This window comes from Burkholderia sp. 9779_493 (assembly GCF_015712215.1).
Lineage (GTDB): Bacteria > Pseudomonadota > Gammaproteobacteria > Burkholderiales > Burkholderiaceae > Burkholderia > Burkholderia cenocepacia.
The window spans coordinates 38,877-60,534 of record NZ_JACCQA010000040.1 but is presented as its reverse complement, the minus strand read 5'-3'; the positions used below and the strand labels follow the sequence as shown (position 1 = coordinate 60,534).

At 68.3% G+C, this 21,658-nt stretch carries 19 protein-coding genes; 7 read left to right on the top strand and 12 right to left on the bottom strand.

From position 1 onward, the window contains the following. Positions 1-8: 8 nt before the first annotated feature. A complete protein-coding gene (locus H0X95_RS30155) occupies positions 9-914 on the bottom strand; it encodes a LysR family transcriptional regulator (RefSeq protein ID WP_034202034.1) in 906 nt (301 codons plus the stop codon). Between the two features lie 178 nt (positions 915-1,092). Between H0X95_RS30155 and H0X95_RS30150 the strand changes: the two genes are divergently transcribed. Beyond that, on the top strand, positions 1,093-2,631 hold the full coding sequence (locus H0X95_RS30150; RefSeq protein WP_048986899.1) for an MFS transporter: 1,539 nt from the start codon (positions 1,093-1,095) through the stop codon (positions 2,629-2,631). A gap of 30 nt (positions 2,632-2,661) precedes the next feature. On the opposite strand, the gene H0X95_RS30145 is transcribed toward H0X95_RS30150, so the two are convergent. From H0X95_RS30145 to H0X95_RS30120, 6 genes are all read right to left on the bottom strand, one after another. Then, the gene (locus H0X95_RS30145; RefSeq protein ID WP_059721927.1) at positions 2,662-4,041 is read right to left on the bottom strand and encodes an efflux transporter outer membrane subunit; all 1,380 of its coding nucleotides are present in this window, start codon (positions 4,039-4,041) and stop codon (positions 2,662-2,664) included. 6 nt (positions 4,042-4,047) lie between these two features. Beyond that, positions 4,048-6,081, bottom strand: a complete 2,034-nt coding sequence (locus H0X95_RS30140; RefSeq protein ID WP_196446321.1) for a MacB family efflux pump subunit — start codon at positions 6,079-6,081, stop codon at positions 4,048-4,050. 2 nt (positions 6,082-6,083) lie between these two features. Further along, positions 6,084-7,277, bottom strand: a complete 1,194-nt coding sequence (locus tag H0X95_RS30135; RefSeq protein WP_006483156.1) for an efflux RND transporter periplasmic adaptor subunit — start codon at positions 7,275-7,277, stop codon at positions 6,084-6,086. Positions 7,278-7,548: 271 nt separating this feature from the next. Continuing rightward, positions 7,549-8,277, bottom strand: a complete 729-nt coding sequence (locus H0X95_RS30130; protein WP_006483165.1) for a class I SAM-dependent methyltransferase — start codon at positions 8,275-8,277, stop codon at positions 7,549-7,551. Between the two features lie 55 nt (positions 8,278-8,332). Further along, on the bottom strand, positions 8,333-8,914 hold the full coding sequence (locus H0X95_RS30125) for an HD domain-containing protein (RefSeq protein ID WP_006498847.1): 582 nt from the start codon (positions 8,912-8,914) through the stop codon (positions 8,333-8,335). Between the two features lie 78 nt (positions 8,915-8,992). Further along, complete coding sequence (locus H0X95_RS30120) at positions 8,993-9,559, bottom strand: helix-turn-helix domain-containing protein (RefSeq protein WP_058903402.1); 567 nt, start codon at positions 9,557-9,559, stop codon at positions 8,993-8,995. A gap of 446 nt (positions 9,560-10,005) precedes the next feature. Between H0X95_RS30120 and H0X95_RS30115 the strand changes: the two genes are divergently transcribed. Continuing rightward, positions 10,006-11,409, top strand: coding sequence for an HdeD family acid-resistance protein (locus tag H0X95_RS30115; RefSeq protein WP_196446320.1), 1,404 nt, complete (start codon positions 10,006-10,008; stop codon positions 11,407-11,409). Between the two features lie 93 nt (positions 11,410-11,502). Further along, positions 11,503-12,075 carry a hypothetical protein gene (locus H0X95_RS30110; protein WP_059721933.1) on the top strand — a complete coding sequence of 191 codons (573 nt, stop codon included), beginning with the start codon at positions 11,503-11,505 and terminating at the stop codon, positions 12,073-12,075. A 78-nt stretch (positions 12,076-12,153) separates the two neighbouring features. Here the strand turns inward: H0X95_RS30110 and H0X95_RS30105 are convergent, their stop codons facing one another. After that, a complete protein-coding gene (locus H0X95_RS30105) occupies positions 12,154-12,738 on the bottom strand; it encodes an OsmC family protein (protein WP_226244715.1) in 585 nt (194 codons plus the stop codon). Positions 12,739-12,773: 35 nt separating this feature from the next. Between H0X95_RS30105 and H0X95_RS30100 the strand changes: the two genes are divergently transcribed. Then, complete coding sequence (locus H0X95_RS30100) at positions 12,774-13,505, top strand: ribonuclease T2 (protein ID WP_006498851.1); 732 nt, start codon at positions 12,774-12,776, stop codon at positions 13,503-13,505. A 25-nt stretch (positions 13,506-13,530) separates the two neighbouring features. On the opposite strand, the gene H0X95_RS30095 is transcribed toward H0X95_RS30100, so the two are convergent. From H0X95_RS30095 to H0X95_RS30085, 3 genes are all read right to left on the bottom strand, one after another. Further along, complete coding sequence (locus tag H0X95_RS30095) at positions 13,531-14,166, bottom strand: isochorismatase family cysteine hydrolase (RefSeq protein ID WP_125331647.1); 636 nt, start codon at positions 14,164-14,166, stop codon at positions 13,531-13,533. 218 nt (positions 14,167-14,384) lie between these two features. Further along, on the bottom strand, positions 14,385-15,035 hold the full coding sequence (locus tag H0X95_RS30090) for a hypothetical protein (RefSeq protein ID WP_059721936.1): 651 nt from the start codon (positions 15,033-15,035) through the stop codon (positions 14,385-14,387). Positions 15,036-15,215: 180 nt separating this feature from the next. Then, on the bottom strand, positions 15,216-16,130 hold the full coding sequence (locus H0X95_RS30085; protein WP_058903396.1) for a glutaminase: 915 nt from the start codon (positions 16,128-16,130) through the stop codon (positions 15,216-15,218). A gap of 219 nt (positions 16,131-16,349) precedes the next feature. Here H0X95_RS30085 and H0X95_RS30080 point away from each other — a divergent pair, with 219 nt between their 5' ends. From H0X95_RS30080 to H0X95_RS30070, 3 genes are all read left to right on the top strand, one after another. Further along, complete coding sequence (locus H0X95_RS30080) at positions 16,350-17,060, top strand: response regulator (RefSeq protein WP_006498855.1); 711 nt, start codon at positions 16,350-16,352, stop codon at positions 17,058-17,060. A 64-nt stretch (positions 17,061-17,124) separates the two neighbouring features. After that, positions 17,125-18,255, top strand: a complete 1,131-nt coding sequence (locus tag H0X95_RS30075) for an ATP-binding protein (protein WP_006483159.1) — start codon at positions 17,125-17,127, stop codon at positions 18,253-18,255. Between the two features lie 306 nt (positions 18,256-18,561). Further along, on the top strand, positions 18,562-19,188 hold the full coding sequence (locus H0X95_RS30070) for an FMN-dependent NADH-azoreductase (protein ID WP_059721938.1): 627 nt from the start codon (positions 18,562-18,564) through the stop codon (positions 19,186-19,188). A 60-nt stretch (positions 19,189-19,248) separates the two neighbouring features. On the opposite strand, the gene H0X95_RS30065 is transcribed toward H0X95_RS30070, so the two are convergent. Continuing rightward, positions 19,249-21,657, bottom strand: a complete 2,409-nt coding sequence (locus tag H0X95_RS30065) for a patatin-like phospholipase family protein (RefSeq protein ID WP_196446319.1) — start codon at positions 21,655-21,657, stop codon at positions 19,249-19,251. Position 21,658 lies beyond the last annotated feature (1 nt).

Below are 21,658 nucleotides of genomic sequence, written 5' to 3'. Positions count from 1 at the left end.
TTTCGCGCTCAGCGCTCGATCATCGGCGGCACCGCCTCCACGAGCGCATCGATCACGCAGCGCGTCTTGCGCGGCAGGTAGCGCGTCTTCGGCCAGATCGCATGAATGTCGCCTTCGCAGACGAAGCAGCGATCGAGCACGACCACCATCTCCCCGCGCTTCACGTAGTGATCGAGCAGCCAGCTCGGCAGCCACGCGATCCCGAACCCCGACGCACCGGCCGCCGCGATCGCCTGCACGTCGTCGAAACTGAGCTGGTGCGGCATGTCGATGTGGACGCTCGAGCCGTCCGGCGCACGCAGGTACCACGGTTGCACGACGCCCGAGCGTGAATACGCGATCGTGCGGTGGTTCTTCAGGTCGTCGAGCGATTGCGGGGTGCCGTAACGCGCGAGATACGATGGCGCCGCGCCGAGGCTCCCGTATTGCGTGCCGAGCCGCCGCACCGCGAGGCTCGTGCTGTCCGCGAGCGGGCCGATCCGCACCGCGAGATCGATGCCTTCCTCGACGAGATCGACGAAACGGTCGGTGATCGACACGTCGATCCGCAGGTGCGGGTAAGTGCGCGCGAGGTCGAGCACGATCGGCGTCACGCAGTGGTGCCCGAACGCGAGCGGCACGCTCAGCCGCAGCTTGCCGCGCGCCTCGTTGCGACCGCAGTCGAGATCGGCTTCCGCCGCTTCCAGTTCCGCCAGCGCGCGTACGCAGCGGTCGTAGTACGCCTGGCCGTCGTCGGTCAGGCTCTGGCTGCGCGTCGTGCGCTGCAGCAGCCGCGCGCCGAGCCGCTTTTCGAGCCGCGCGATCGCCTTGCCGACGGCCGAGCGCGTCATGTCGAGCCGTTCCGCGGCGAGCGCGAAGCTGCCGGATTCCACCACCTGGACGAAGGTCGTCACGCCATCGAGTCTGTCGGTCATAGCGGGTTGCGCGGATTGCGTCCTGTGATTCCCCAGTTCGTAGAAATGGATGCGTCAATGGGGAGGGAAATTCTCACTATAGTACCGATTCCCGCCCAGCGTGCGTCGCCGGCCGCGCGCGGCGAATCCTACTCACCTGGAGGCGCGCGGCCTGTCGCCGGGCCGCCGCGCAATACGCATGACGCTATCCGACTCCCGCAGGAATGCGGTCGCGCTCGCGGCCGTCTGTCTCACGTCGCTGATGTTCGGCCTCGAAATATCGAGCGTGCCGGTGATCCTGCCGACGCTCGAACACGTGCTGCACGGCGATTTCAACGGCATGCAGTGGATCATGAACGCGTACACGATCGCGTGTACGACGGTGCTGATGGCGGCCGGCACGCTCGCGGACCGGTTCGGCCGCAAGCGCGTGTACGTGATCGGCACCGTGCTGTTCGGCGCGACGTCGCTGCTGTGCGGGCTCGCGCCGAACGTGCCGGTGCTCGTCGCGGGCCGGCTGCTACAGGGCGCGAGCGGCGGCGCGATGCTGATCTGCCAGATCGCCGTGCTGTCGCACCAGTTCCGCGAAGGGCGCGAGCGCGGCCGCGCATTCGGGATCTGGGGGATCGTGTTCGGCATCGGGCTCGGCTTCGGGCCGATCGTCGGCGGCGCGATCGTCGCGCTGGCGAGCTGGCCGTGGGTGTTCCTCGTCCATGCGCCGCTCGCGGCCGTCGCGCTCGTGCTGATCGGCGGCGCGGTGCAGGAATCGCGCGATCCGCATGCGGGCGCGCTCGACGTCGCGGGTATCGTCACGCTGTCGCTCGCGGTGCTCGGTGTCGCCTTTTACATCACGCAAAGCGCCGAACTCGGGCTGACGAGCGCGGCCGGCCTCGGCGTGCTCGGTGCGACCGTGGTCGCGGTGATCGGCTTCTTCATCGCGGAGCGCGCCAGCGCGCGGCCGATGTTCGACTTCTCGGTGTTCCGGATCCGCGCGTTCACCGGCGCGATCTTCGGCTCGATGGGGATGAACTTCAGCTTCTGGCCGTTCATGATCTACCTGCCGATCTGGTTCCAGGTCGCGCTCGGCTACGACAGCGTGACGGCCGGCCTCGCATTGCTCGCGTACACGCTGCCGACGCTGATCGCGCCGCCGTTCGGCGAACGGCTCGCGCTGCGCTACGGGCCGGGCGTCGTGATTCCGGCCGGGCTGTTCACGATCGCGGCCGGCTTCGTGCTGATGCGGCTCGGCAGCGCGGCCGATCACGCGAGCTGGCTGACGATGCTGCCGGGTTGCGTGACCGCCGGCATCGGGCTCGGGCTGACCAACACGCCCGTCACCAACACGACGACGGGCGCGGTGCCGAGTGCGCGCGCCGGGATGGCGTCGGGCATCGACATGAGCGCGCGGATGATCTCGCTCGCGCTGAACATCGCGGCGATGGGCTTCGTGCTGGTGGCGGGGATCGTCGCGAGCCTGAAGGGCGGGCCGGCCGGCGCAATCGGCGACGCGGCGCTGCGCCGGCTCGCGCAGGAAATCGCGGCGGGCCGCACCGACGGGCTGCAGGCGATCGCGCCGGCGCTCGCGCAGGCCGACCCGAGCGGCGCGGCGCTGCACGCGGCGCTCGTGCACGGGTTCGGCTGGGTGATGGTGTACGGCGCGGCAGGCGTGGCCTTGCTCGCAACGGCGAGCGCGGTGGCGTTCGCGCCGGCGCGGCGCGGGGCGGCCGTGTGCGAATGACGCGGCCGGCGTGCGGCGCGTGACGGCCGGTCAGGACGTCCCGCCGCCGAGCGCGCGGTAGAGCTTCATCTGGTTGTTGAGCCGGTTCAGGCGCGTCAGCTCGTCGGCGCTCTGCGCGCTCCTCAGCACCTGTTGCTGGTCGAGCCACGGCTGCACGGCGGTCGCGCCGGCCGCGAAGCGCGCGGCGGCCAGCCGTTCGGCACGCTGCGCCTGCGCGAGCGACAGCGCGCGCTGTTCGGCCTCGCGTTCGAGCTGCACGCGTGCCGACAGCGCATTCTCGACTTCCGCGAGCGCCGTGTAGAGCCGCTGGCGGAACCCGACGACCGCTTCCTCGTACTGCGACTTCGACACCTTGATCTGCAACTGCATCGTGTTCCACTGGATGAACGGCAGCGCGAGGCCGAGCCCGAGCGTGCCGACCGGGTTCGTCAGCACGCGCTCGAGGCTCGCGCTCGTCGTGCCGGCGCTGCCGGTCAGCGTGAAGGTCGGGTAGAAGCTCGTGCGCGTCGCGTCGACCTGCGCGAGCGATTCGCGCAGCCGGAATTCCGCCGCCCGCAGATCGGGGCGCCGGCCGAGCAGGCTCGCGGGCAGGCCGGCCGCCACGTCGGGCGGTGCGGCGTCCGGCAGTGCCGCCGGCTCGGCCGCCGGTTGCTGCGGCGGCCGGTCGAACAGGATCGCGAGCGCGTGGCGGTTCTCGGTGCGCTGCTGGATCAGTTGCGTCTGCGCCGCGCGTTGCGCGGCGAGGCTCTGTTCGGCCTGCGCGAGATCGAGCCCCGACACGGCGCCGGCCGCGTGCCGCGACCGGACGAGCGCGAGCGTGCGCACCGCATACGCGATGTTCGCGTCGCCGAGCGCGATCTGCCGGTTCAGATAGCCGATCTGCCAGTACAGCGCCGCGGTCGTGCCGATCAGCGACAGCCGCGCGGCTTCGAGATCGGCGGCCGTCGCGTCGGCTTCCCAGTGCGCGGCGTCGCGCAGCGCGGCCAGCCGGCCCCACAGGTCGATTTCGTAGCTGAGCGAACCGTTGAGGCCGCTCGACTGGCTCGTCCGGTGCGTATCGAGCGTGCGCGACACGGCGCCGTTCGCGCCGAGCGTCACGTTGGGCGTCAGGTTCGTATCGACGAGCCCGGCCTGCAACTGCGCGCGATACACGCGGATCGCCGCGATCGCGAGGTCGTTGTTGGCGCGCAGCACGTCGTCGATCAGCGCGTCGAGTTGCGGATCGCCGAAGCTGCGCCACCAGTCGCGCGCGGCGGGCGGCGCGTCGGCCGTGACCGGCGCGGCCCAGTTCGCGGGCATCGCGACGGGCGGCAGCGGATCGTGGCGCGTACCCGCGCAGCCGGCGAGCATCGCGGCCGCGCAGGCGAATGCGCCGAGGCGGCGAAGCGGGGAGGAATGCGTGATGGTCATGTTTCGTCAGTCGCGCGCGAGCGCATCGATCGGATCGAGCCGCGACGCGTTGCGCGCGGGCATGAACCCGAAAATCACACCGGTGAGCGTCGAGCACACGAATGCGGTCACGATCGCGCCGGCCGAGAACACCATCTTCCACTGCGCGACGAACATCGAGAACAGCGCGCCGAGCCCGAACGACAGCGCGATGCCGATCGTGCCGCCGAGCAGGCACACGAGCACGGCCTCGACGAGGAACTGCTGCAGGATGTCGGACTGGCGCGCGCCGACCGCCATCCGGATGCCGATCTCGCGCGTGCGTTCGGTCACCGACACCAGCATGATGTTCATCACGCCGATCCCGCCGACGACGAGCGAGATCACCGCGATCAGCGACAGCAGCAGCGTCAGCGACTGGCCGGTTTTCTCGACGGTCTTGACCACGCTGTCCATGTTGTACGTGAAGAAGTCCTTGCGGCCGTGGCGCTGGATCATCAGCTTCTCGAGGCTTTTCTCGGCGGCGGCGCTCGGCTGCCCGTCGCGCACCCGCACGGTGATGCTGTCGAGATGGCGCTGGCCGAACAGACGCCCGCTGGCGGTCGTGTACGGCACCCACACGTTCAGGCTTTTCACGCTGCCGAATGCGCTCTTCTTGTCGGCGGTCACGCCGATCACGACGCACGGCACGTTGTCGACCAGGATCACTTCGCCGACCGGATTGCGCGTCGCGCCGAACAGCTTGCGGCGCGTGTTCTGGTCGATCACGGCCACCTGCGCCTGACGGCGCACGGCATCGTCGTCGAACGCGACGCCGAGCGCGAAGCGCATTCCGCGCGCCTGGAAGTAGCGTTCGCCGACGCCGCTCACGAGCGCGTTCACATTGACGTTGCGGAAGCGCAGCAGCAGCGTGCGCGACGTTTCGGGCGTCGCGCTGTCGACGTACGGTTGCTCCGCGAGCGCGACGACGTCCGCGGGCACGAGCGTCTGGATCGTGTCCGCGCGGCTGTCGCCCCAGTCGGCGCCCGGATAGAGGCTGATCGTATTGGTGCCGATGCTGCCGATCTCCTCGAGCATGTAGCGCTTCGCGCCTTCGCCGACCGCGACGATCGACACGACCGACGTGATGCCGATGATGATGCCAAGCATCGTCAGCAGCGTGCGCAGCCGGTGCGACACGAGTGCGATCCACGCCATCCGGCACGCTTCGGCGAAGCGGCCGGTGCCGGCGGCGAAGCGGGGGGCGCGTGGGCCGGGATCGGTGTCGGCGGGCGGCGGGGCATCGTGTGGCGCGGGCGACGAAGCCGTCTCGGCTGCCGTTTCGGCTACGTCGGCTGCGCCGATTCCGACTTCCGCGAGCGCCTCCGCGTAGTGGCGGTTCGGCCGGTCGGCGACGATCTCGCCGTCGCTGATCTCGATGATGCGCCGCGCATGGCGCGCCACCGCCTTGTCGTGCGTGACGATCACGATCGTATGGCCGAGCGCGTTCAGCTCGTGCAGGATGCGGATCACGTCCTGGCCGCTTTTCGTGTCGAGTGCGCCGGTCGGTTCGTCCGCGAGGATCACCTGGCCGCCGTTCATCAGCGCGCGCGCAATGCTCACGCGCTGCTGCTGGCCGCCGGACAGTTGGCCGGGACGGTGATGCGCGCGATCCGCGAGCCCGAGGCGCGCGAGCAACGCGCGGGCGCGTGCATGCCGCTCGGCGCGCGCGGTGCCCGCGTAGATCGCCGGCATTTCGAGGTTCGCGACCGCGTCGACGTGCGGCAGCAGGTGATAGCGCTGGAATACGAAGCCGAAGTGCTCGCGGCGCAGCTGCGCGAGCTCGTCGCTGTCGAGCATGTGCGTGTCGCGGCCGCCGACCGTGTAGGTGCCTTCGCTCGGATGATCGAGGCAGCCGAGGATGTTCATCAGCGTCGACTTGCCGGACCCCGACGCGCCGACGATCGCGACGATCTCGCCCGCGTCGATCGACAGGTTGACGTTGTTCAGGACGACGACGTCCTTGTCGCCGGCCGGAAAGCGTCGCGTGACGGCGGCGAGTTTCAGCAGGGGCCGGCGCATCGTTACACCACGTCCGACAGCGGTGCGCGCTCGTCCGCCGACGCTTCGCCGATCACGACGCGCTCGCCGTCCTTCAGGCCGGCCAGCACTTCGACGCGCACGTTGTTGTTGATGCCGATGCGGATATGGCGCGTTTCCGTGCTGCCGTCGGCGCGCAGCACGCGCACCGCCACGGTGCCGTCCTTGCGCTTCTCGCCGAGCGCGGCGGCCGGAATGCTGAGCGCGTTGCGCGCGTTGCCGAGCACGATGTTGACCTGCGCGGTCATCGCGATGCGCAGCCGGTGCTCGGGATTCGGCACGTCGAACAGCGCGTTGTAGAACACCGCGCTGTTCGGTTTCGCGCCGCCACCCGCGCCGCCGCCGAGCGGGCTTTGCGCTTCGGCGTAGTTCTGCGGCGCCGGTTCGATCGCGCGCAGCTTGCCGTAGTGACGCTTGTCCGGTTCGCCGAGGATCGTGAAATACGCGGTCTGGCCGGCGCTCACGCGAATCACGTCCGCTTCCGACACCTGCGCTTTCACGGTCATCGTGTCGAGATTCGCGAGCTTCAGGATCACCGGCGCCTGTTGCTGCGCGATCACGGTCTGGCCTTCCTGCGTGACGATCGCGACGACCTCGCCGTCGATCGGCGCGACGATGCGCGTGTAGCCGAGGTTGGCCTGCGCGGTCTCGATCTGGATGCGGGCCGAACGGATCTGCGCGGCGAGCGACGCGAGCGTCGCGCGCTGCACGTCGAGCGCCGCGCGCGCGGCCTCGAACGATTCGCGCGACGTCGCGTCGTCGGGCAGCATCGCCTGCTGGCGGCGGAACGCGAGTTCGGCCTGGGTCAACTGCGCGGCGGTCGATTGTTGCTGCGCGCGCAGGCTTTCTTCGCTGGCGCGCGCCTGGCGCAGCGCGTTTTCCGAGATCACCGGGTCGATCTCGGCGAGCCACTGGCCCTTCGTGACCTTGTCGCCGAGCTTGACCTTCAGCGTCTTCAACTGCCCCGACACCTGCGCGCCGACGTCGACTTGCCTGAACGCCTGCAGCGCGCCGGTCGCGAGCACCGCGTTCTCGAGATCGCCGCGCGTGACGGGCGCGGACAGGTACTGCGGATGCTTGTCGGGCGCGCAGGCCTTCAGCGTGACGCCGACGGCGATTGCGACGACGGCAAGGGTAGCCAGCACGATGCGCCGGCGGCGATGGGTCTTCTGGGTCATGAGAATGCAGCGAGGATGAAGCGGGCGCCGGCGATGCGTGCGGCCGAACGGAACGATCCGGTCGGCGCCGCGTGCCGGGCGTGTTGCCCGCGACGGGTTCCGCGTACGCATCGCGCGGGCGTGCCGAATCGAATCAGGCGCTCATGGTAAGCGAGGAATTCGCGCCAAATCGTGTGGAAATTGTGCTGAATTGTGTGGACGCCGTATCGATGCGCGGGCCGGACGGTGCAATTGTTTCGATCTGTGAAGGCGGCGATCCGCCGCGACCGCGCTACCGCCGCGCGGCGACGATCGCCATCATCGGCCGGTCGCGTTCCTCGTCGAGAGCGGGCAGCGCGTCGACCTGCCCGGGCGTCGGCGCCCATTCGTCGAGGTGCGTGAGCGTGAAGCCGCTGCGGATCAGCAGGTTCACGAGCGTGCCGAGCGTGCGATGCTGCTTGACGACGCCCGGCGCGAGCCAGTCGGTCACGCGTTCGCCTTCGCGCTGGTAGCCGTCGAGCGGCCACGAGCGGTTGCCCTGCGCATCGACGACGAAACCTGGCCGGCGCGGCGCCGTATAGATCGGATGCTCGATCGAGAACACGAGCCGGCCGCCCGGCACGAGCGCGCGGTGGATCGTGCGCAGCAGCGTGTCGAGGTGCACGACGTAGTGGAATGCGAGCGAGCTGTACGCGAGATCGAACGCGGCATCCGGCAGCGCGAGCGTTTCGAGGTCGGCGCGACGGTACGTGATCGCCGGATGCGCGGTGGTCGATGTCGCGCGTTCGAGCATGCGTTCGGACACGTCGATGCCGAGCACGCCGGCAGCGCCCTGGTCGGCGGCCCAGCGGCTGAACCAACCGTAGCCGCAACCGAGATCGAGCACGTGACGGCCGTGCAGGTCGGGTAGCAGCGCGCGCAGCGCGGGCCATTCGGGCGCGCCGTCGAGCCCGTGAATCGAGCGGTTCAGGCGGCTGTAACCTTCGAAGAAGGCCGGGTCGTCGTAGATGTTCTGCGTCATGCGTCGGCTCAGGTGCGGGTGGGGCGCGCAAGGTGGTACGCCCGATCCCGCGAGCTTACGCGCGCTGCCCACCCGCGTCGATCCTGCGCTGCGTGTCGACATCGACGATCTCGCGGATCGCGCTGAACAGCGGCGCGGCGTCGGTATAGCGCCGGCCGTAGCCGAGATTGAACGCATAGTCGAAATCGGGCGGATTGCTGCCCTGGTTGTGCTGCAGGATCGTTTCGAGCTTGTCGAGCGCCTTCGCCGCGCGGGCTTCCGGCGAGGTGGCTGCCTCGTATTCGTCCCACAGCGCGACGATCTCGTCGCGCGCCGCGCGGTCGAGCGACGCGGTCAGCGTCAGCAGATCGTCGCGTTCGTGCGCGCTCTTGTCGGGGTGCGCGGCCTGCTCGATCGCGGGGATGTCGCCGTGCAGCGCCTCGCCGAGGTCGTGGACGACGCACAGTTTCAGCAGCTTCAGCGTATCGACGCCGGGCAGCGCGTCGGCGAACACGAGCGCCATCAGGCACAGCCGCCAGCTATGCTCGGCCGTGCTTTCCGCGCGCCCGGCCGACGTGTGGCCGCTGCGCAGCACGTCTTTCAGGCGTTCGGCGTCGCGCAGGAAATCGAGGCGCGCGCGGATCGTATCGGGATTCATGGTCGGTGTCCTTGCGATGAACCGCCAAGCGTACGCCGGCCGGCCGCGGGGTGTCCACGCATGAAATATGCGTGGGCGTCAGTGCGCGTCCAGCGTTTCCACGAGCCGCACGGCCGAGCCGTCCGACAGCGTCATCCGCGTCCATCGGCACAGGCTGCCGCGAATCGGCACGACGCGCGACGCGTTCGCGCCGGTATCGAACTCGACGCTCGGCGGTCCCGCGCGGTCGTACCAGCCGAGCGGGTCGAGCGCGGCTTCCATGCGGGCGATTTCCGGCGTCGCATAGCGCCACAGCGACGCGCCGAGCAGCGTCGAAAGCGGCCGCGAGAACTCGGCCGCGCGCGCCGGCGAGCTGGCCAGCAGGCGGTGCGTGAAGTCGCACACGAGATGCATGCGGCCCGTGCTGCCGGCGATCAGCCGCGCGAGCGCGTGGTCGCCCGCGGAATCGAGGCGCGCGGCGAGCAGCCGTTCGGCCGTCGCGCGCTCGGCGGGCGACATCTGCTGAAGGCCGGCTTCCCAGCGGGAGATCGTCGATTGCGCGACGCGGAACAGTTCGGCTGCATGGCTTTGCTTTACGCGGTGCAGCGCGCGCCAGCGCTTGAGTTGCGGGCCGAGCGAGGATGGATGAAGCGGCGGGTGGGGCATGTCGATGCTCCTGTTTCATGCGTCGGCCAGCGCCATGGCTGACAGGGCCGGCCTGGAACCTGGCGAGTGGCGGCCAGCATGTGCCGGCGTGTAATCGGTCCATGCATGTGCTCTCGTCCCGTCTGTGCGGTTCGGCTGGGTGGCTTTCGCCCTCGGAAGCCGGATTCTCCCGTATCCGCCGCCCGTTGTCGAACCCGAAACCTGCCGTGGCAGTGGGCGGCCGGGGCGGTCCGCGCCCCGCCGAAAACGTTTTCGCCAGGCTTTCAACCGGCTCCGCCATATCTTATTATTCGGCCAGAGCGGCGCGTGCCGGCCGCCATCGATCACGTCGACGACATGACGGGCCGGCCACGACGACCGCCTTCCGGCCGGCACGTCGCCCGACGCGCGGTCGAAGCGACAGGGGGCGCGAGGCCGCGCGTATCCCGAAAAAATACGAGGGCGCAATGGTACGACTGGTGTTGCTGCTGCTGGGCATCGAATATCTGCGAACCCGCTGGCGCGGGCTGACCGTGCTCGGCTGGCTGTGGGTGGTGGCGGGCGTCGGCATTTTCATCGACGCGCTCGATGGTGCGCTGCATTTCCCGATCGAGCTGTTCGCATGGCTGTTCCTGATCGAGGGGCTCGCGACGCTCGCGGTGGCCGGCAGCGGGGTCGGCGGCCAGCGCATTCTGCGCTACGTGAAGGGCATCGCGGTCGTGGTGGCCGCGGGGCTCGTGTTTGCCGGCCATCATCACGGCCACTTCCTGCTGTCGATGATCTTCGGCACGCTGTTCCTCGTCGACGGACTGCTGCAGTGCACGTCCGCGTGGATGGTGCGCTATCGCCGCTGGAATGTCGCGTTCGCGTGGGGTGTCGTCGAGATCCTGCTCGCGATCTTCTTCTTCCAGCCGTACCCGACGCACTACGCGGGCACCGTGCCGTACTGCCTCGGCCTGCTGCTGATGTTCGGCGGAATGCACATGCTGAGCCTCGCCGCGCGCGTGCGGCGGCTGACGCGCAATCCGGCGTTCGCGACCTCGCCCGCGCCGGCGCTGGCGCCGGATCTCGACGATGCGCAGTACCCGCCGCAGTTCGCGCAATCCGAATGGGACGGGCCGCCGGCCGACGGCGAGCGGGCGCTGACCGTGCACGTGTGGACCCCGACCGGCACGTCGAAGGCCGAAGCGCAGCGCTATCCGGTGATCGATCGCTACATCGCGGCGGTGGACGTCAACGGCGTGATCTCGACCGGCCATGCGGCGCTGGAATCGCCGGAGGGCATCTACATCAGCCTGTATCCGGCTGTCGAGATCGATCGTTCTCCCGACGAATTCACGCGCATCCTGCGCGCGACGCGCGAGAACGACGTGCCCGGCCTGTTCCAGCCCGACTATGCAACCGAGTCGAAAGCGTGGTGCCCGTCGACCGTGCGCGTGCGCATCCGCAACTACGATCCGGCCAAGCTCGAGGCGTTCTGGTCGTCGTATCGGCAGAACCTCACGTACAACCTCACGCACCGCAACTGCTCGAGCACCGTGTCGAACGCGCTCGAGGCGGCGCTCGACGGTGCGGTGTGGCGGCTGAAGGGCGCGCGGGCCGGGTGGGGCGCGTTCGTGCGGCTGCTGTTCACGCCCGAACTGTGGGTGGCCGCGCAGATCCGCAAGCGTGCGGTGACGATGGCGTGGACGCCCGGACTCACGCTCGACTATGCGCGCGCGCTCAGCATGCTCGCCGATCCGCGTCCGTTCGCATGGTGGAAGGTGGCGCGCTCGGCGGTGAGCGCGATCATGGCGTCGCGGCGTGCGTGGCGCGAGCAGGACAGCGCGGCGTTGTCGCCGGGCGGCTCGGAGGCGGCGTCGATGAAGTGAAACGCGTGATGCCGGACGCGGGCCCGGCATCACGAAGGGCGCCCGGCGCGGCCCGGCGATATTGCCCGCTACCCGCACCCACAGACGACAACAATGAACAAGACGAGAACGTTCCGCATCGTGATTCCCGCCGCGCTGGCGCTGGCGAGCGCCGGCCTCGCGCAGGCGGGCATGGACGAAGTGCCGCGCATGAGCAACGACGTGTATCGGATGTCGGTATCGTTCTGCTCGAACGTCACGGCCGACGAGAAGATCATGTGCCAGGGCGACATGATCGCCGCGGGCAGCAGGATCGTCGCGGCGATCGGCGGCCTGCCGCCGGCTTCCGCGTCGGCGATCGACGAAGGCGCGCGCAACAAGCTGCCGCCGGAAGAGCGCAAGGGCCTTGCGCCCGTCGAGCCGCGCGCGATCGACAAGGACGACGATCTGGCCGGCCTCGCCGGCATGGTGCGCCTGTGCGACGTGTACGAATCCGGGCCGGCGTCGCGCGCGCGGCACCACGCGGCGCTGCAGCAGAAGGCGCCCGATGTCGCACCGCGTGTCGAGGCGTTGCTGGCCGATGCGTCGACCGCGGCGCGCCGGCGCGTCAGTATCGGCGTGTGGCAGATTCTCGCGCTCGAGGGGCCCGAAGCGTCGGCGCGCGCGTGCACGCAGCTCGGCACCTGAGCGATCACGTGCGGTAAGTGCGTGCCGTTCGACCGTCGACGCACGGGTGCCGACCATGCGGCATCCGTGACGATCAGCTCAGTCGTGCACGATCGTGGCCGGCCCGATCCGTATCGGCTTGCCGAGCGTTCGGGCGACCGGCGAGGCCCGTACCGCGTCGCGGACGAGTATGTGCTGCGCCTGCGACAGCGGCACCACGAAGCGCAGGGCGATGTCGAAACCGGTTTCGACATCGCGGCGTTCGAGGGTGACGTCCACCGTACAGGCCGGCAGCGTCACGCCCGCGCGTTCCGCTGCCAGTTCGACCGACATGCAGACGCAGGCCGCCAGCGCGCTTTCGAGCAACTCGTGCGGCCGCAGGCCGGCGTCGCCGCCTTTGCCTGCCTTGTGGGTGTCCGAGCGCACGACGCTGCGCCCGTTTCCGATCTCGACGCAGTACGGCTTGCCCAGCCGTGTGGCCGTCACCATGGGGATGCTCCGTTGCAGGATGAAAGTGGCGACAGCGTATGCCGGGGGCGCATGCGGCGGAAGGCAATCGCCGGTACCGGTACCGGCTGTAACAGGTTCGGCGGTACCCCGCGCGTTCTTTCGTGCACCTTCACATTCGTGCCACGTTGCGGCAGCAACAATCGCGGGCAGACATTCGACAACCTTGCGGCGCATCCCGCGACCGCAAGCCTTTTCCGAGGAAACACGCCATGCTCAAGACGCTCGCCCGCGCCGCTGCCGCACTCGCCGTCGCTTCCGTGTCACTGCACGCCGCCGCGCAGACCAGCTACGACTACCTGTTGCTCGCCGCATCGTGGGAGCCGGGTTTCTGCGCGTCGCACGACACACCGGAATGCACGAACCTCGCCGGATCGTACGCGGCGACGAGCCTGTCGCTGCACGGGCTGTGGCCGAACCGCTACGACGGCAACCAGCCGTTCTACTGCGGCGTGCCGCAGAACGACATCGACCTCGACAACGCGCACCAGTGGTGCAGCATGGACGCGTACCCGATCAGCAGCGCGACGCGCAACACGCTCTCGACGTACATGCCGGGCGTCGCATCCTGTCTCGACAAGCACGAGTGGTTCAAGCACGGCACCTGTTCGAACTCGGCGACGCCCGATGCGTACTGGAACCAGGCGTCGGGCATGATCAGCCGGCTCGGCAACACGTCGTTCAACGCGTTCCTGCAGGCGAACGCGGGCAAGACGGTCACGCGTAACCAGTTGCTGTCGGCGTTCGAAGGCGCGTTCGGCAGCAACACGCGCAGCGCGGTGTCGTTGAAGTGCACGAAGACGAACGGCGTGAGCTACTTCACCGAAGCGTGGATCGCGGTGAAGACTAATGCGACCGCGCAGTTTCCGAGCGCGGCGTCGCTCGTAACGGACGGCAACACGCAGGGCACGTGCCCGACGTCGGGCGTGTTCATCGCGAAGTAAGGCGGATGCTGCGGCTCGGCCGTCGTTACGCCAGCAGCCGCAGCGCCTCCGCGAGCGACAGCACCGTCGTGCGCGATTCGAACGCGGTGGCGAACAGATGCTCGTGGACCACCGGGTCCGGGTCGTAGCAGCAATCCTTGACCGTGTAGAGGCGGAAATCGGCGTCGCTCGCATGGGCGATCGACGACAGCGTCACGCCGGTCGACGCGATGCCGACCATGATCAGCGAATCGACGCCTTGGGCGATGAGCCGCGCCTGCAGATCGGTGCCGAAGAATACGCTCGCGCGGTGGGCGAGGATCAGCGGCTCGTCGGGCTGTTTGGCCAGCTCCGGGCAGGGGGCATCGTCGATGAAGAGGCCGAGCTGCTTGATGCCCTGGCCGTTCTTGTTGAGCGGACTGACTTCCGGATAGCCGGGACTGAAGCGCAGATTCGCGAACCACACGCCGACGCCGGCCGCTCGCGCCGCGTCGCAGAGACGGCGCGTATTCGAGAGCAATTCAGGGGCGACCGACGGAAAGAGGCCGAGGATGTCGGTCTGGTAATGCATGACGAGCAGCGCGGTTCGGGATGGCGCGATGCGCGGGATCGGCGAGGAGGAATGGCTGTCGGCATGCGCGCGGGCCGTCGTTGCGACTTTTGATGCGTTGTCCGGATTCATGCGTGGGGCTCCAGTAATCGCTGCGGAATGTCGGGAAAGTCGGTTGTTCCGTATCGTCGGTCACGGCGGCGCCAGCGTGCTCGCGCGTTGCGCAGTCTCGGTTGGATATTTCCCGAGGATATCAACGAGTCGAACGATTTCCAGCGCGGCTTGACGGCAGGGGATCACGGCGTTTCGTTGCGATGCTTGCCGGAATCGCGCGTTGCGGCGACAGCGATCTATCGCACCCGTACCGTTCTTACGCAAGCCGGGGCCGGCGGCTCACCGTTATCGCCGCGTTCTCTGTAGGGGACGACCTCCACGGACATCTGCTCGCGCCAGAAGATCTCGGAGATCCGGCGGCCGTGCTCGCCGTAATGGGTACGATGATTGAACCCCATCGACTCCAGTGCTCCAGTGAATTGCGCGAAATTCGGCTCGCATGTCGTCAGCGGCGCAGCCGGCATTCCGGGAATCGGATCAAAGCCCAGTTCTACGCGCGTCCCCCTTCCATAGACCACGAACCGCTGGATACCGACCGCCCAGTTACCGGGCAGGCGCTGGCCGTAGCCGAAGCTGTCTTGATCGATCGCGTGGGTCTGCACGCCGAAGGTGCGGTGCACCGCGTCGGGTGTCATGTCGGTAACCTGATTGCTGATCCGAATCAGCTCCAGCATGCCTTGCAGCGCTTGCGTGACGGTCAGGTTCGCCGGGCTTCGCGATTCGACGGGCGACGCCCCGCTGCCGTCGGGTGGGGCATCCGCCGATTGCCCATGTGCGCCGCCGAACGGCAGGCACAGGCTCAATGCCGTCACGACGGCCAAGGGGCTGACGAAGCCGTGCCTGGTATGAGCGGTTGAAACGACGTGAATTCTGTTCTTGGTCTGCATCACGCTGGATCCTTGTTGTCGTCGAGCAAAGCAACGATGTCCATTCCCCGTGCCCGTCCCGCGCGGCGTTGTGACGACATTGTCGACAATCTCGCCGACGTAATGGCGTCACTTCGTGGTGCGCGTCGACATCAATACGCTGTCACGGCACCGGACGACGCGAGCGTCCACTGAGACTTCTCAAAAAATCGACCTTCCCGTGTACGTCGTCAACCACTCCAGCGCCAGCGTCCCCGCCAACGAGTTCCCGTTCGCATCGAGCCCCGGCGCCCACACGCACACCGCCATCTCCCCCGGCAGCACCGCGACGATCCCGCCCCCCACGCCGCTCTTCGCCGGCAACCCGACCCGATACACGAAATCGCCGGCCGCATCGTAGGTGCCGCAGGTCAGCATCAGCGCCGACAGCCGCTTCGCGGAACTCGAATCGACGATCCGCTCGCCGGTCACCGGCGCGACCCCGCCGTTCGCGAGGAACAGCGCGGCGCTGGCGAGTTCGACGCAGTTCATCTCGATCGCACATTGGCGGCAATACGCGTCGATCACGGTATCGGGCGGCATCTGCATGTTGCCGAAGCTCGCCATGAAATGCGCCATCGCGCGGTTGCGCTCCGCGTGCTGCAACTCCGACAGCGCGACGCGCGAGTCGTAGTCGATGTCGTTCGCGCCGATCAGCCGCCGCACGAACTCGACGAGCGCCGTCTCGGCCTTCACGAAGCGGCGGCACAGCACGTCGGTGACCACCAGCGCGCCCGCATTGATGAACGGATTGCGCGGCTTGCCGCGCTCGCTTTCGAGCTGGACCAGCGAGTTGAACGCGGTGCCGGACGGCTCGCGGCCGACCCGTTCCCACAGTTCGTCGCCCAGCAGCTGGAACGCGAGCGTGCACGCGAACAGCTTCGAGATGCTCTGGATCGAGAAGCGCTCGTGCGCATCGCCGACCGTGTAAACGTTTCCGTCGAGCGTCACGACCGCCATCCCGAACTTGTCGGCGGGCACTTTTGCGAGTTCGGGAATGTAGTCGGCCACCCGGCCCTGGCCAATCCAGGGGGCGAGTTCGGTGTGGATGCGTTCGAGAGTCGTCTGGTAATTCATCGCGTCAGGCAGGGTAGAGGCACGGCCGGATTCCGGCGAGCCCGTATGGAACCGTCCCGGCGCCGATTCGTCAAGCGCGGGCCGAATCGCGCCCTTATTTTCAAGACCGGCAAACAGGCAAGCGGCGGGCGCAGTATCATGCGGTACGTTTCGGCCGATGGCCGGCGTCCGGCACCGGCCGGCGCCGCCGCGGCTTCCCCGATGATCCGACCGCTGCCCATGTCTTTTCGCATCCTGCTCGTCGAAGACGACACCCGCCTGTCCACGCTGATCGCCGGCTACCTGCGCAAGAACGACTATGAAGTCGACACTGTGCTGCATGGTGACGCCGCGGTGCCGGCGATCCTGTCCATTCGTCCCGATCTCGTCATCCTCGACGTGAATCTGCCGGGCAAGGATGGCTTCGAAATCTGCCGCGAGGCGCGCAAGCAGTACGACGGCGTGATCATCATGGTGACCGCGCGCGACGAGCCGTTCGACGAGCTGCTCGGCCTCGAATTCGGCGCGGACGACTACGTGCACAAGCCGGTCGAGCCGCGCATCCTGCTCGCGCGGATCAAGGCGCAACTGCGCCGTGCGCCCGCGCGCGCGGCCGAGAGCACCGCGCCGCAGCCGGAGCGCTACGCGTTCGGCAAGTTCTCGATCGACCGCACCGACCGCACCGTCGTGCTGCCCGACGGCAGCACGCCCGATCTGACGTCGGCCGAATTCGACCTGCTGTGGGCGCTCGTGTGTCATGCGGGCGAAGTCGTCAGCCGCGACGACCTGATGCTGCAATTGCGCGGCGTCGAATTCGACGGCCTCGACCGCACGATCGACGGGCGCATCTCGAAGCTGCGCCGCAAGCTGCGCGACGACGCGAGCAACCCGCAGCGGATCAAGACGATCCGCAGCAAGGGTTATCAATTCAGCAAGCACGCGTGGGAATGACGCCGCGCTCGCGCGACGCCGTCACGTTCCGCGCGGGCATTCCGCCTGCCGGCCGGGAGCCGCGATGATCCGACGAACCCGTTCGCACCCCGATGCACCGCCGCTGCCGACGCTGCGCTACGTCAAGTGGCGCTGGCTGCATTTCCGTCGCGCGTGGACCGACACGCGCGCCGACCGCATTCCGAGCTGGTCGCGCCTGTACGTGCGCACCTATCTGCATCTGCTCGGCCTCGTGCTGCTCACCGCACTGGTGCCCGCGCTCGCGCTGTGCGTCGAATTGTCGCCGCAGGTCGTGTGGCATGCGTTCGACTCGTTGCCGGGCGACATCTGGATCGTGCTCGCGTTCGTGTTCACCGCGCCCGCGCTCGCCGCGTACCGGTGGATGCGGCCGGTCTGGTCGGATCTCGTGATGGTGCGCGAGCGGGCGATCGACTTCACCGGCGGCCGCTTCAACACCCGCGCGCGCGAATCGCACAGCGTGATCATCGGTCCGCTCGCGCGCACGCTGAATGCGCTGGCGATGCGCATGGAGCGGCTGATCGCCGCGCAACGCGATTTGACGAACGGCATCTCGCACGAACTGCGCACGCCGCTCGCGCGCGTGCGCTTCGCGCTCGAAATGTTGCGCGAACCGGGCTCGGCGGCCGAATACCAGGGCGCGCTCGAGAGCATCGCGCAGGACGTGACCGAGCTCGAGGAACTGATCGACATGAGCCTCACGTATGCGCGGCTCGAATACAGCTCGCTGCAGTCGAACCTCGAGTCGACCGCGCCCGTCGCATGGTTCGAGCATCAGGTGAACGACGCGCAGCTGCTGTATCCGGAGCGTGCGATCGAGTCGCGCATCGCGATCGCGTCGGATTTGCGCGTGAAGATGGACCGGCGGCTGATGTCGTATGCGATGCGCAACCTGTTGCGCAACGCGAGCAAGTACGCGAAATCGCGGATCGTCGTCGGGATCTCGCTCGTGCACGGCAACATCGGGATCTTCGTCGAGGACGACGGCCCCGGCGTGCCCGAGAGCGAGCGCGAACGGATCTTCGACGCGTTCGTGCGCCTCGACCGCCGCACCGGCGGTTACGGGCTCGGCCTGTCGATCACGCGGCAGGTGCTCCACGCGCACAACGGCCGGATCGCGGTCGTCGATCCGGTCGAGCTCGGCGGCGCGCGGTTCGAGATCAGCTGGCCGGTCTAGCGATACGCGGCAAGCGTCCCGAGCCTAGCCGCAACAACGGCACGACAGCACGCAGCCGCGCGCGCCGGACCGGGTGCGTCGCCGGCCTTTCCCGCCATACCTTCCCCGTATCGATGCCTTCCTGCACCGCGAGCGCGTGACGATTCGTTTGCCACGCGGGCGCGCTTTGCATTACGATTGCAATTGCAACTATATGGGTGGCCGATCCGTGACAGCGGACGCGGGCGCCCCGCGACGCAGCAGTGAAGCCGGGGCCGCCGCGATGGCCGTCCCCTTGTTCATGCATTCCTGTCCGGGTCACACATCATGCGGCTTTTGAATATCGTGTCTTCTCCCCGCGGCGCGAAGTCGGCTTCGATCGCGGTCGCCAATGCCTTTATCGAGGCGTACCGGCAGACGGGCGCCACGCTCGACGTCGATACGTTGAATGTCTGGGAGGAGGATTTGCCGGACTTTGACGGCGACGCGATCGGCGCGAAATACAAGGGCGTCGCCAACGTGCCGATGGACGAGGCGGAGCAGTCGATCTGGCGACGAATCCAGTCCCTCGTGAAGCGCTTTCAGGAAGCGGACCGGATCGTCGTCGGCGTGCCGATGTGGAATTTCGGCTATCCGTACAAGCTCAAGCAACTGATCGATCTCGTCAGCCAGCGGAACATGCTGTTCACGTTCGATGGCACTGCCTACGGCCCGTTGCTGGAGATTCCGCGCGCACTGGCCATCCATGTGCGCGGGCAGGGCGAGGCGGCCGGCGCGGGACGTGCGGGCCATCCCGGCTTCGGGCATCAGGCCGATTACATCGAATTCTGGCTGAAGTTCATCGGCGTGGACGAGGTCAAAAGCTTGACCGTCGAACACACGTGGCATGCGAGAGCGCACGAAAGCATCGAACGCGCGCAAGCGCGTGCGGTCGCGATGGCCGCCGATTTCTGAGCGGGGAACACGCCGGCGCGACGGCCGCGCGGATGCCGCCGCAGCGGCATCCGCGCATGCTCAATAAGTCCGGCCGAGCTGCAGGTAGACGTTGCGTCGGCCGCCGGGGGCGAGCGCCACGCCGATGTAGACCGGCCCGAACGCGGTCGACAGGCTCGTGAAGAACGTATAGCTCTGCTTGAGCGCGCCGCCGCCGATCTTCTCGCCGGCGGCCCACACGTTGCCGACTTCCGCGCTGGCGCCGATCGACAGGGCCTTGATCGGCGACGCGTTGAACGTCATCAGCTGGTTCATGTACGTCACGTTGCCGTATGCGAGCTCGTTGCCGTTCAACTGGTCGGCCGCATAGGCGGCCAGATGCTGGAAGCCGCCGAGCGTGAAGTTGAACGCGTTGATCAGGTTGGTGCCGCCGATGCTCTTGCCGCCTTCGATCGTCGCGCTGATGCTGTGCCGGCCGAACTGTTGCGCGATCATCGCCTTGCCGTAGATCTCCGTGTACGGCGTGTTGGAGATCGCATCGTCGAATTCCTGCGCCGACTGGCTGTTGTGCGACAGCAGCGAGCGTTCGACGCGGAATTCGGTGTAGTAGCCGTGACGCGGGAACATCGGATCGTCGAGCTGATCGATGACGAGCCGCGCACGGGCGATGAGCGCCTGCGACGTGAAACTCGGCCACAGCAGCGTCGAGCTGCTGCCGTCGTCGGCCGAGAACGGCAGGTTGTAGTTCGGCGAGCCGTGCCCGGTCGCGTAGCCGAGGCCGATCCGGAAGTCACCGAGACGCCCGATCGGCAAGCCGAGGTCGAGCCCCGCGCGCGCCGTCTGCATCAGGTACTGGTTCAGCTTCACGTCATTGCTGTTGTCGTACAGGTTCGCATAGCGACGCTGGTATTCCGCGTACGGCGACAGGTACACGCCGTATGCGGCCGGCAGCGGCTGGCGCAATTCGACGCGCGCCGACTGCAGGTCGCTGCCGATCGTCGTGTCCGCGCGGAATTCGAGCCCCGATTCCGTGAGCCACGGCCGCCGGTAGCCGACGTGCAGGCGGAAGCCGCCTTCGTCGGTCGAACTGCTCGACATGCCGAGCCCGAACAGCAGGAAGTTGGGCCCCCAGTACTTCTCGCGCGCGTCGATCTCGAGCACGTTGTCGTCGCCGCGGCTCACGATCTGCTGCGTGACGCTCTCGAAGTTGCCGCCCGTCGTGAGTCCGAGCAGATCCTGGCTGACGGTCTGCGGATCGTAGATGTCGCCGGGTTTCACGTGCAGCGCGTTGCTGACGACCCGCTTCGGCACGCCGCCGCTGGTCTTGATGTCGATGCGCGTGATCCGGATCGGTGGCGGCAGCGGCTGCGCGTGCGCGGACCGGTACGCCGCGTACTGTTCCGGCGTGAGCGCGAAACGCCGCAGCCTCGGCAGCGCCGCGGTCGCGGCGGCCTCGCCGGCGGCGATCGCCTGCTTCGCGTTCTGGAAATCGGTGAACGCGAGCGAGCCGAGGTCCGGCGTGAGCAGCACGTCCTGCGCGTCGAGTTGCTTGCGCTGCGCGGTCACGTTCTGGCGGATCAGGATGCCGACCATCTGCTGCATCACGTCGGCCGGCGACGTGAGCGCGTCGAGCGGGCGCAACTGCGAGCCGATGTCGACGGCGATCACGACGTTCGCGCCCATCTGCCGTGCGGTGTCGACGGGCAGGTTGCTGACGAGGCCGCCGTCCACGAGCGCGCGCCCGTTGATCTCGGCCGGCGCGAACAGGCCCGGCATCGCCATGCTCGCGCGAATCGCGAGCGGCAGCGAGCCGTGGTCGAGCACGACCATCTGGCCGGTCTGCAGGTCGGTCGCGACCGCGCGATACGGGATCGGCAGGCGGTCGAACGGCTGGTTGGTCGGCACGGCGGCCGTCCAGTTCGCGAGCAGCGCCTGCAGCCGGTTGCCCTGCACGAGGCCGACCGGCGCCTTGACGCCTTTCTTGCCGAAGCCGAGCGTCAGTCCGTTGATGTACAGGCGTTCGTCCTCCCGGCTGGTTTGCGGCAGGTCCGCGCGGTCCGTCACGTCGAACGCGATATCCGCGAGGTTCACTTCCGACAGCCGCTTCTGCATTTCGTCGGCCGCCATTCCGCTCGCGTACAGGCCGCCGACGACGGCGCCCATGCTGGTGCCCGCGATGCAGTCGATCGGGATCCGGTTGTCCTCCAGCACTTTCAGGACACCGAGGTGTGCGTAGCCGCGCGCGCCGCCGCCGGACAGCACGAGGCCGATCGACGGGCGGCCGGCCGGGCCGCCGTCGGCCGAGCAGGTGTGCGCGGATGCAGCGGGCGTGGCGGCCGCCGGCGCGTTGGCCGCCGCGGCGACGGCCTGGGCGGCGGCGGATTCGGTGGCCGGCAGCGGTTGCGCGGCGACCGTGCAGCACCAGAAGGCAACGAGCGTCGTGCAGAGCGGGCGCACCGGCGCCCAGCGGAAGGAAACGGTCGCTGTCATG

Bases quoted from the DNA above. Each gene is read 5' to 3' on its own strand.
- H0X95_RS30155 (WP_034202034.1), bottom strand. From the start codon at position 914: ATGACCGACAGACTCGATGGCGTGACGACCTTCGTCCAGGTGGTGGAA.
- H0X95_RS30150 (WP_048986899.1), top strand. From the start codon at position 1,093: ATGACGCTATCCGACTCCCGCAGGAATGCGGTCGCGCTCGCGGCCGTC.
- H0X95_RS30145 (WP_059721927.1), bottom strand. From the start codon at position 4,041: ATGACCATCACGCATTCCTCCCCGCTTCGCCGCCTCGGCGCATTCGCC.
- H0X95_RS30140 (WP_196446321.1), bottom strand. From the start codon at position 6,081: ATGCGCCGGCCCCTGCTGAAACTCGCCGCCGTCACGCGACGCTTTCCG.
- H0X95_RS30135 (WP_006483156.1), bottom strand. From the start codon at position 7,277: ATGACCCAGAAGACCCATCGCCGCCGGCGCATCGTGCTGGCTACCCTT.
- H0X95_RS30130 (WP_006483165.1), bottom strand. From the start codon at position 8,277: ATGACGCAGAACATCTACGACGACCCGGCCTTCTTCGAAGGTTACAGC.
- H0X95_RS30125 (WP_006498847.1), bottom strand. From the start codon at position 8,914: ATGAATCCCGATACGATCCGCGCGCGCCTCGATTTCCTGCGCGACGCC.
- H0X95_RS30120 (WP_058903402.1), bottom strand. From the start codon at position 9,559: ATGCCCCACCCGCCGCTTCATCCATCCTCGCTCGGCCCGCAACTCAAG.
- H0X95_RS30115 (WP_196446320.1), top strand. From the start codon at position 10,006: ATGGTACGACTGGTGTTGCTGCTGCTGGGCATCGAATATCTGCGAACC.
- H0X95_RS30110 (WP_059721933.1), top strand. From the start codon at position 11,503: ATGAACAAGACGAGAACGTTCCGCATCGTGATTCCCGCCGCGCTGGCG.
- H0X95_RS30105 (WP_226244715.1), bottom strand. From the start codon at position 12,738: ATGCGCCGCAAGGTTGTCGAATGTCTGCCCGCGATTGTTGCTGCCGCA.
- H0X95_RS30100 (WP_006498851.1), top strand. From the start codon at position 12,774: ATGCTCAAGACGCTCGCCCGCGCCGCTGCCGCACTCGCCGTCGCTTCC.
- H0X95_RS30095 (WP_125331647.1), bottom strand. From the start codon at position 14,166: ATGAATCCGGACAACGCATCAAAAGTCGCAACGACGGCCCGCGCGCAT.
- H0X95_RS30090 (WP_059721936.1), bottom strand. From the start codon at position 15,035: ATGCAGACCAAGAACAGAATTCACGTCGTTTCAACCGCTCATACCAGG.
- H0X95_RS30085 (WP_058903396.1), bottom strand. From the start codon at position 16,130: ATGAATTACCAGACGACTCTCGAACGCATCCACACCGAACTCGCCCCC.
- H0X95_RS30080 (WP_006498855.1), top strand. From the start codon at position 16,350: ATGTCTTTTCGCATCCTGCTCGTCGAAGACGACACCCGCCTGTCCACG.
- H0X95_RS30075 (WP_006483159.1), top strand. From the start codon at position 17,125: ATGATCCGACGAACCCGTTCGCACCCCGATGCACCGCCGCTGCCGACG.
- H0X95_RS30070 (WP_059721938.1), top strand. From the start codon at position 18,562: ATGCGGCTTTTGAATATCGTGTCTTCTCCCCGCGGCGCGAAGTCGGCT.
- H0X95_RS30065 (WP_196446319.1), bottom strand. From the start codon at position 21,657: ATGACAGCGACCGTTTCCTTCCGCTGGGCGCCGGTGCGCCCGCTCTGC.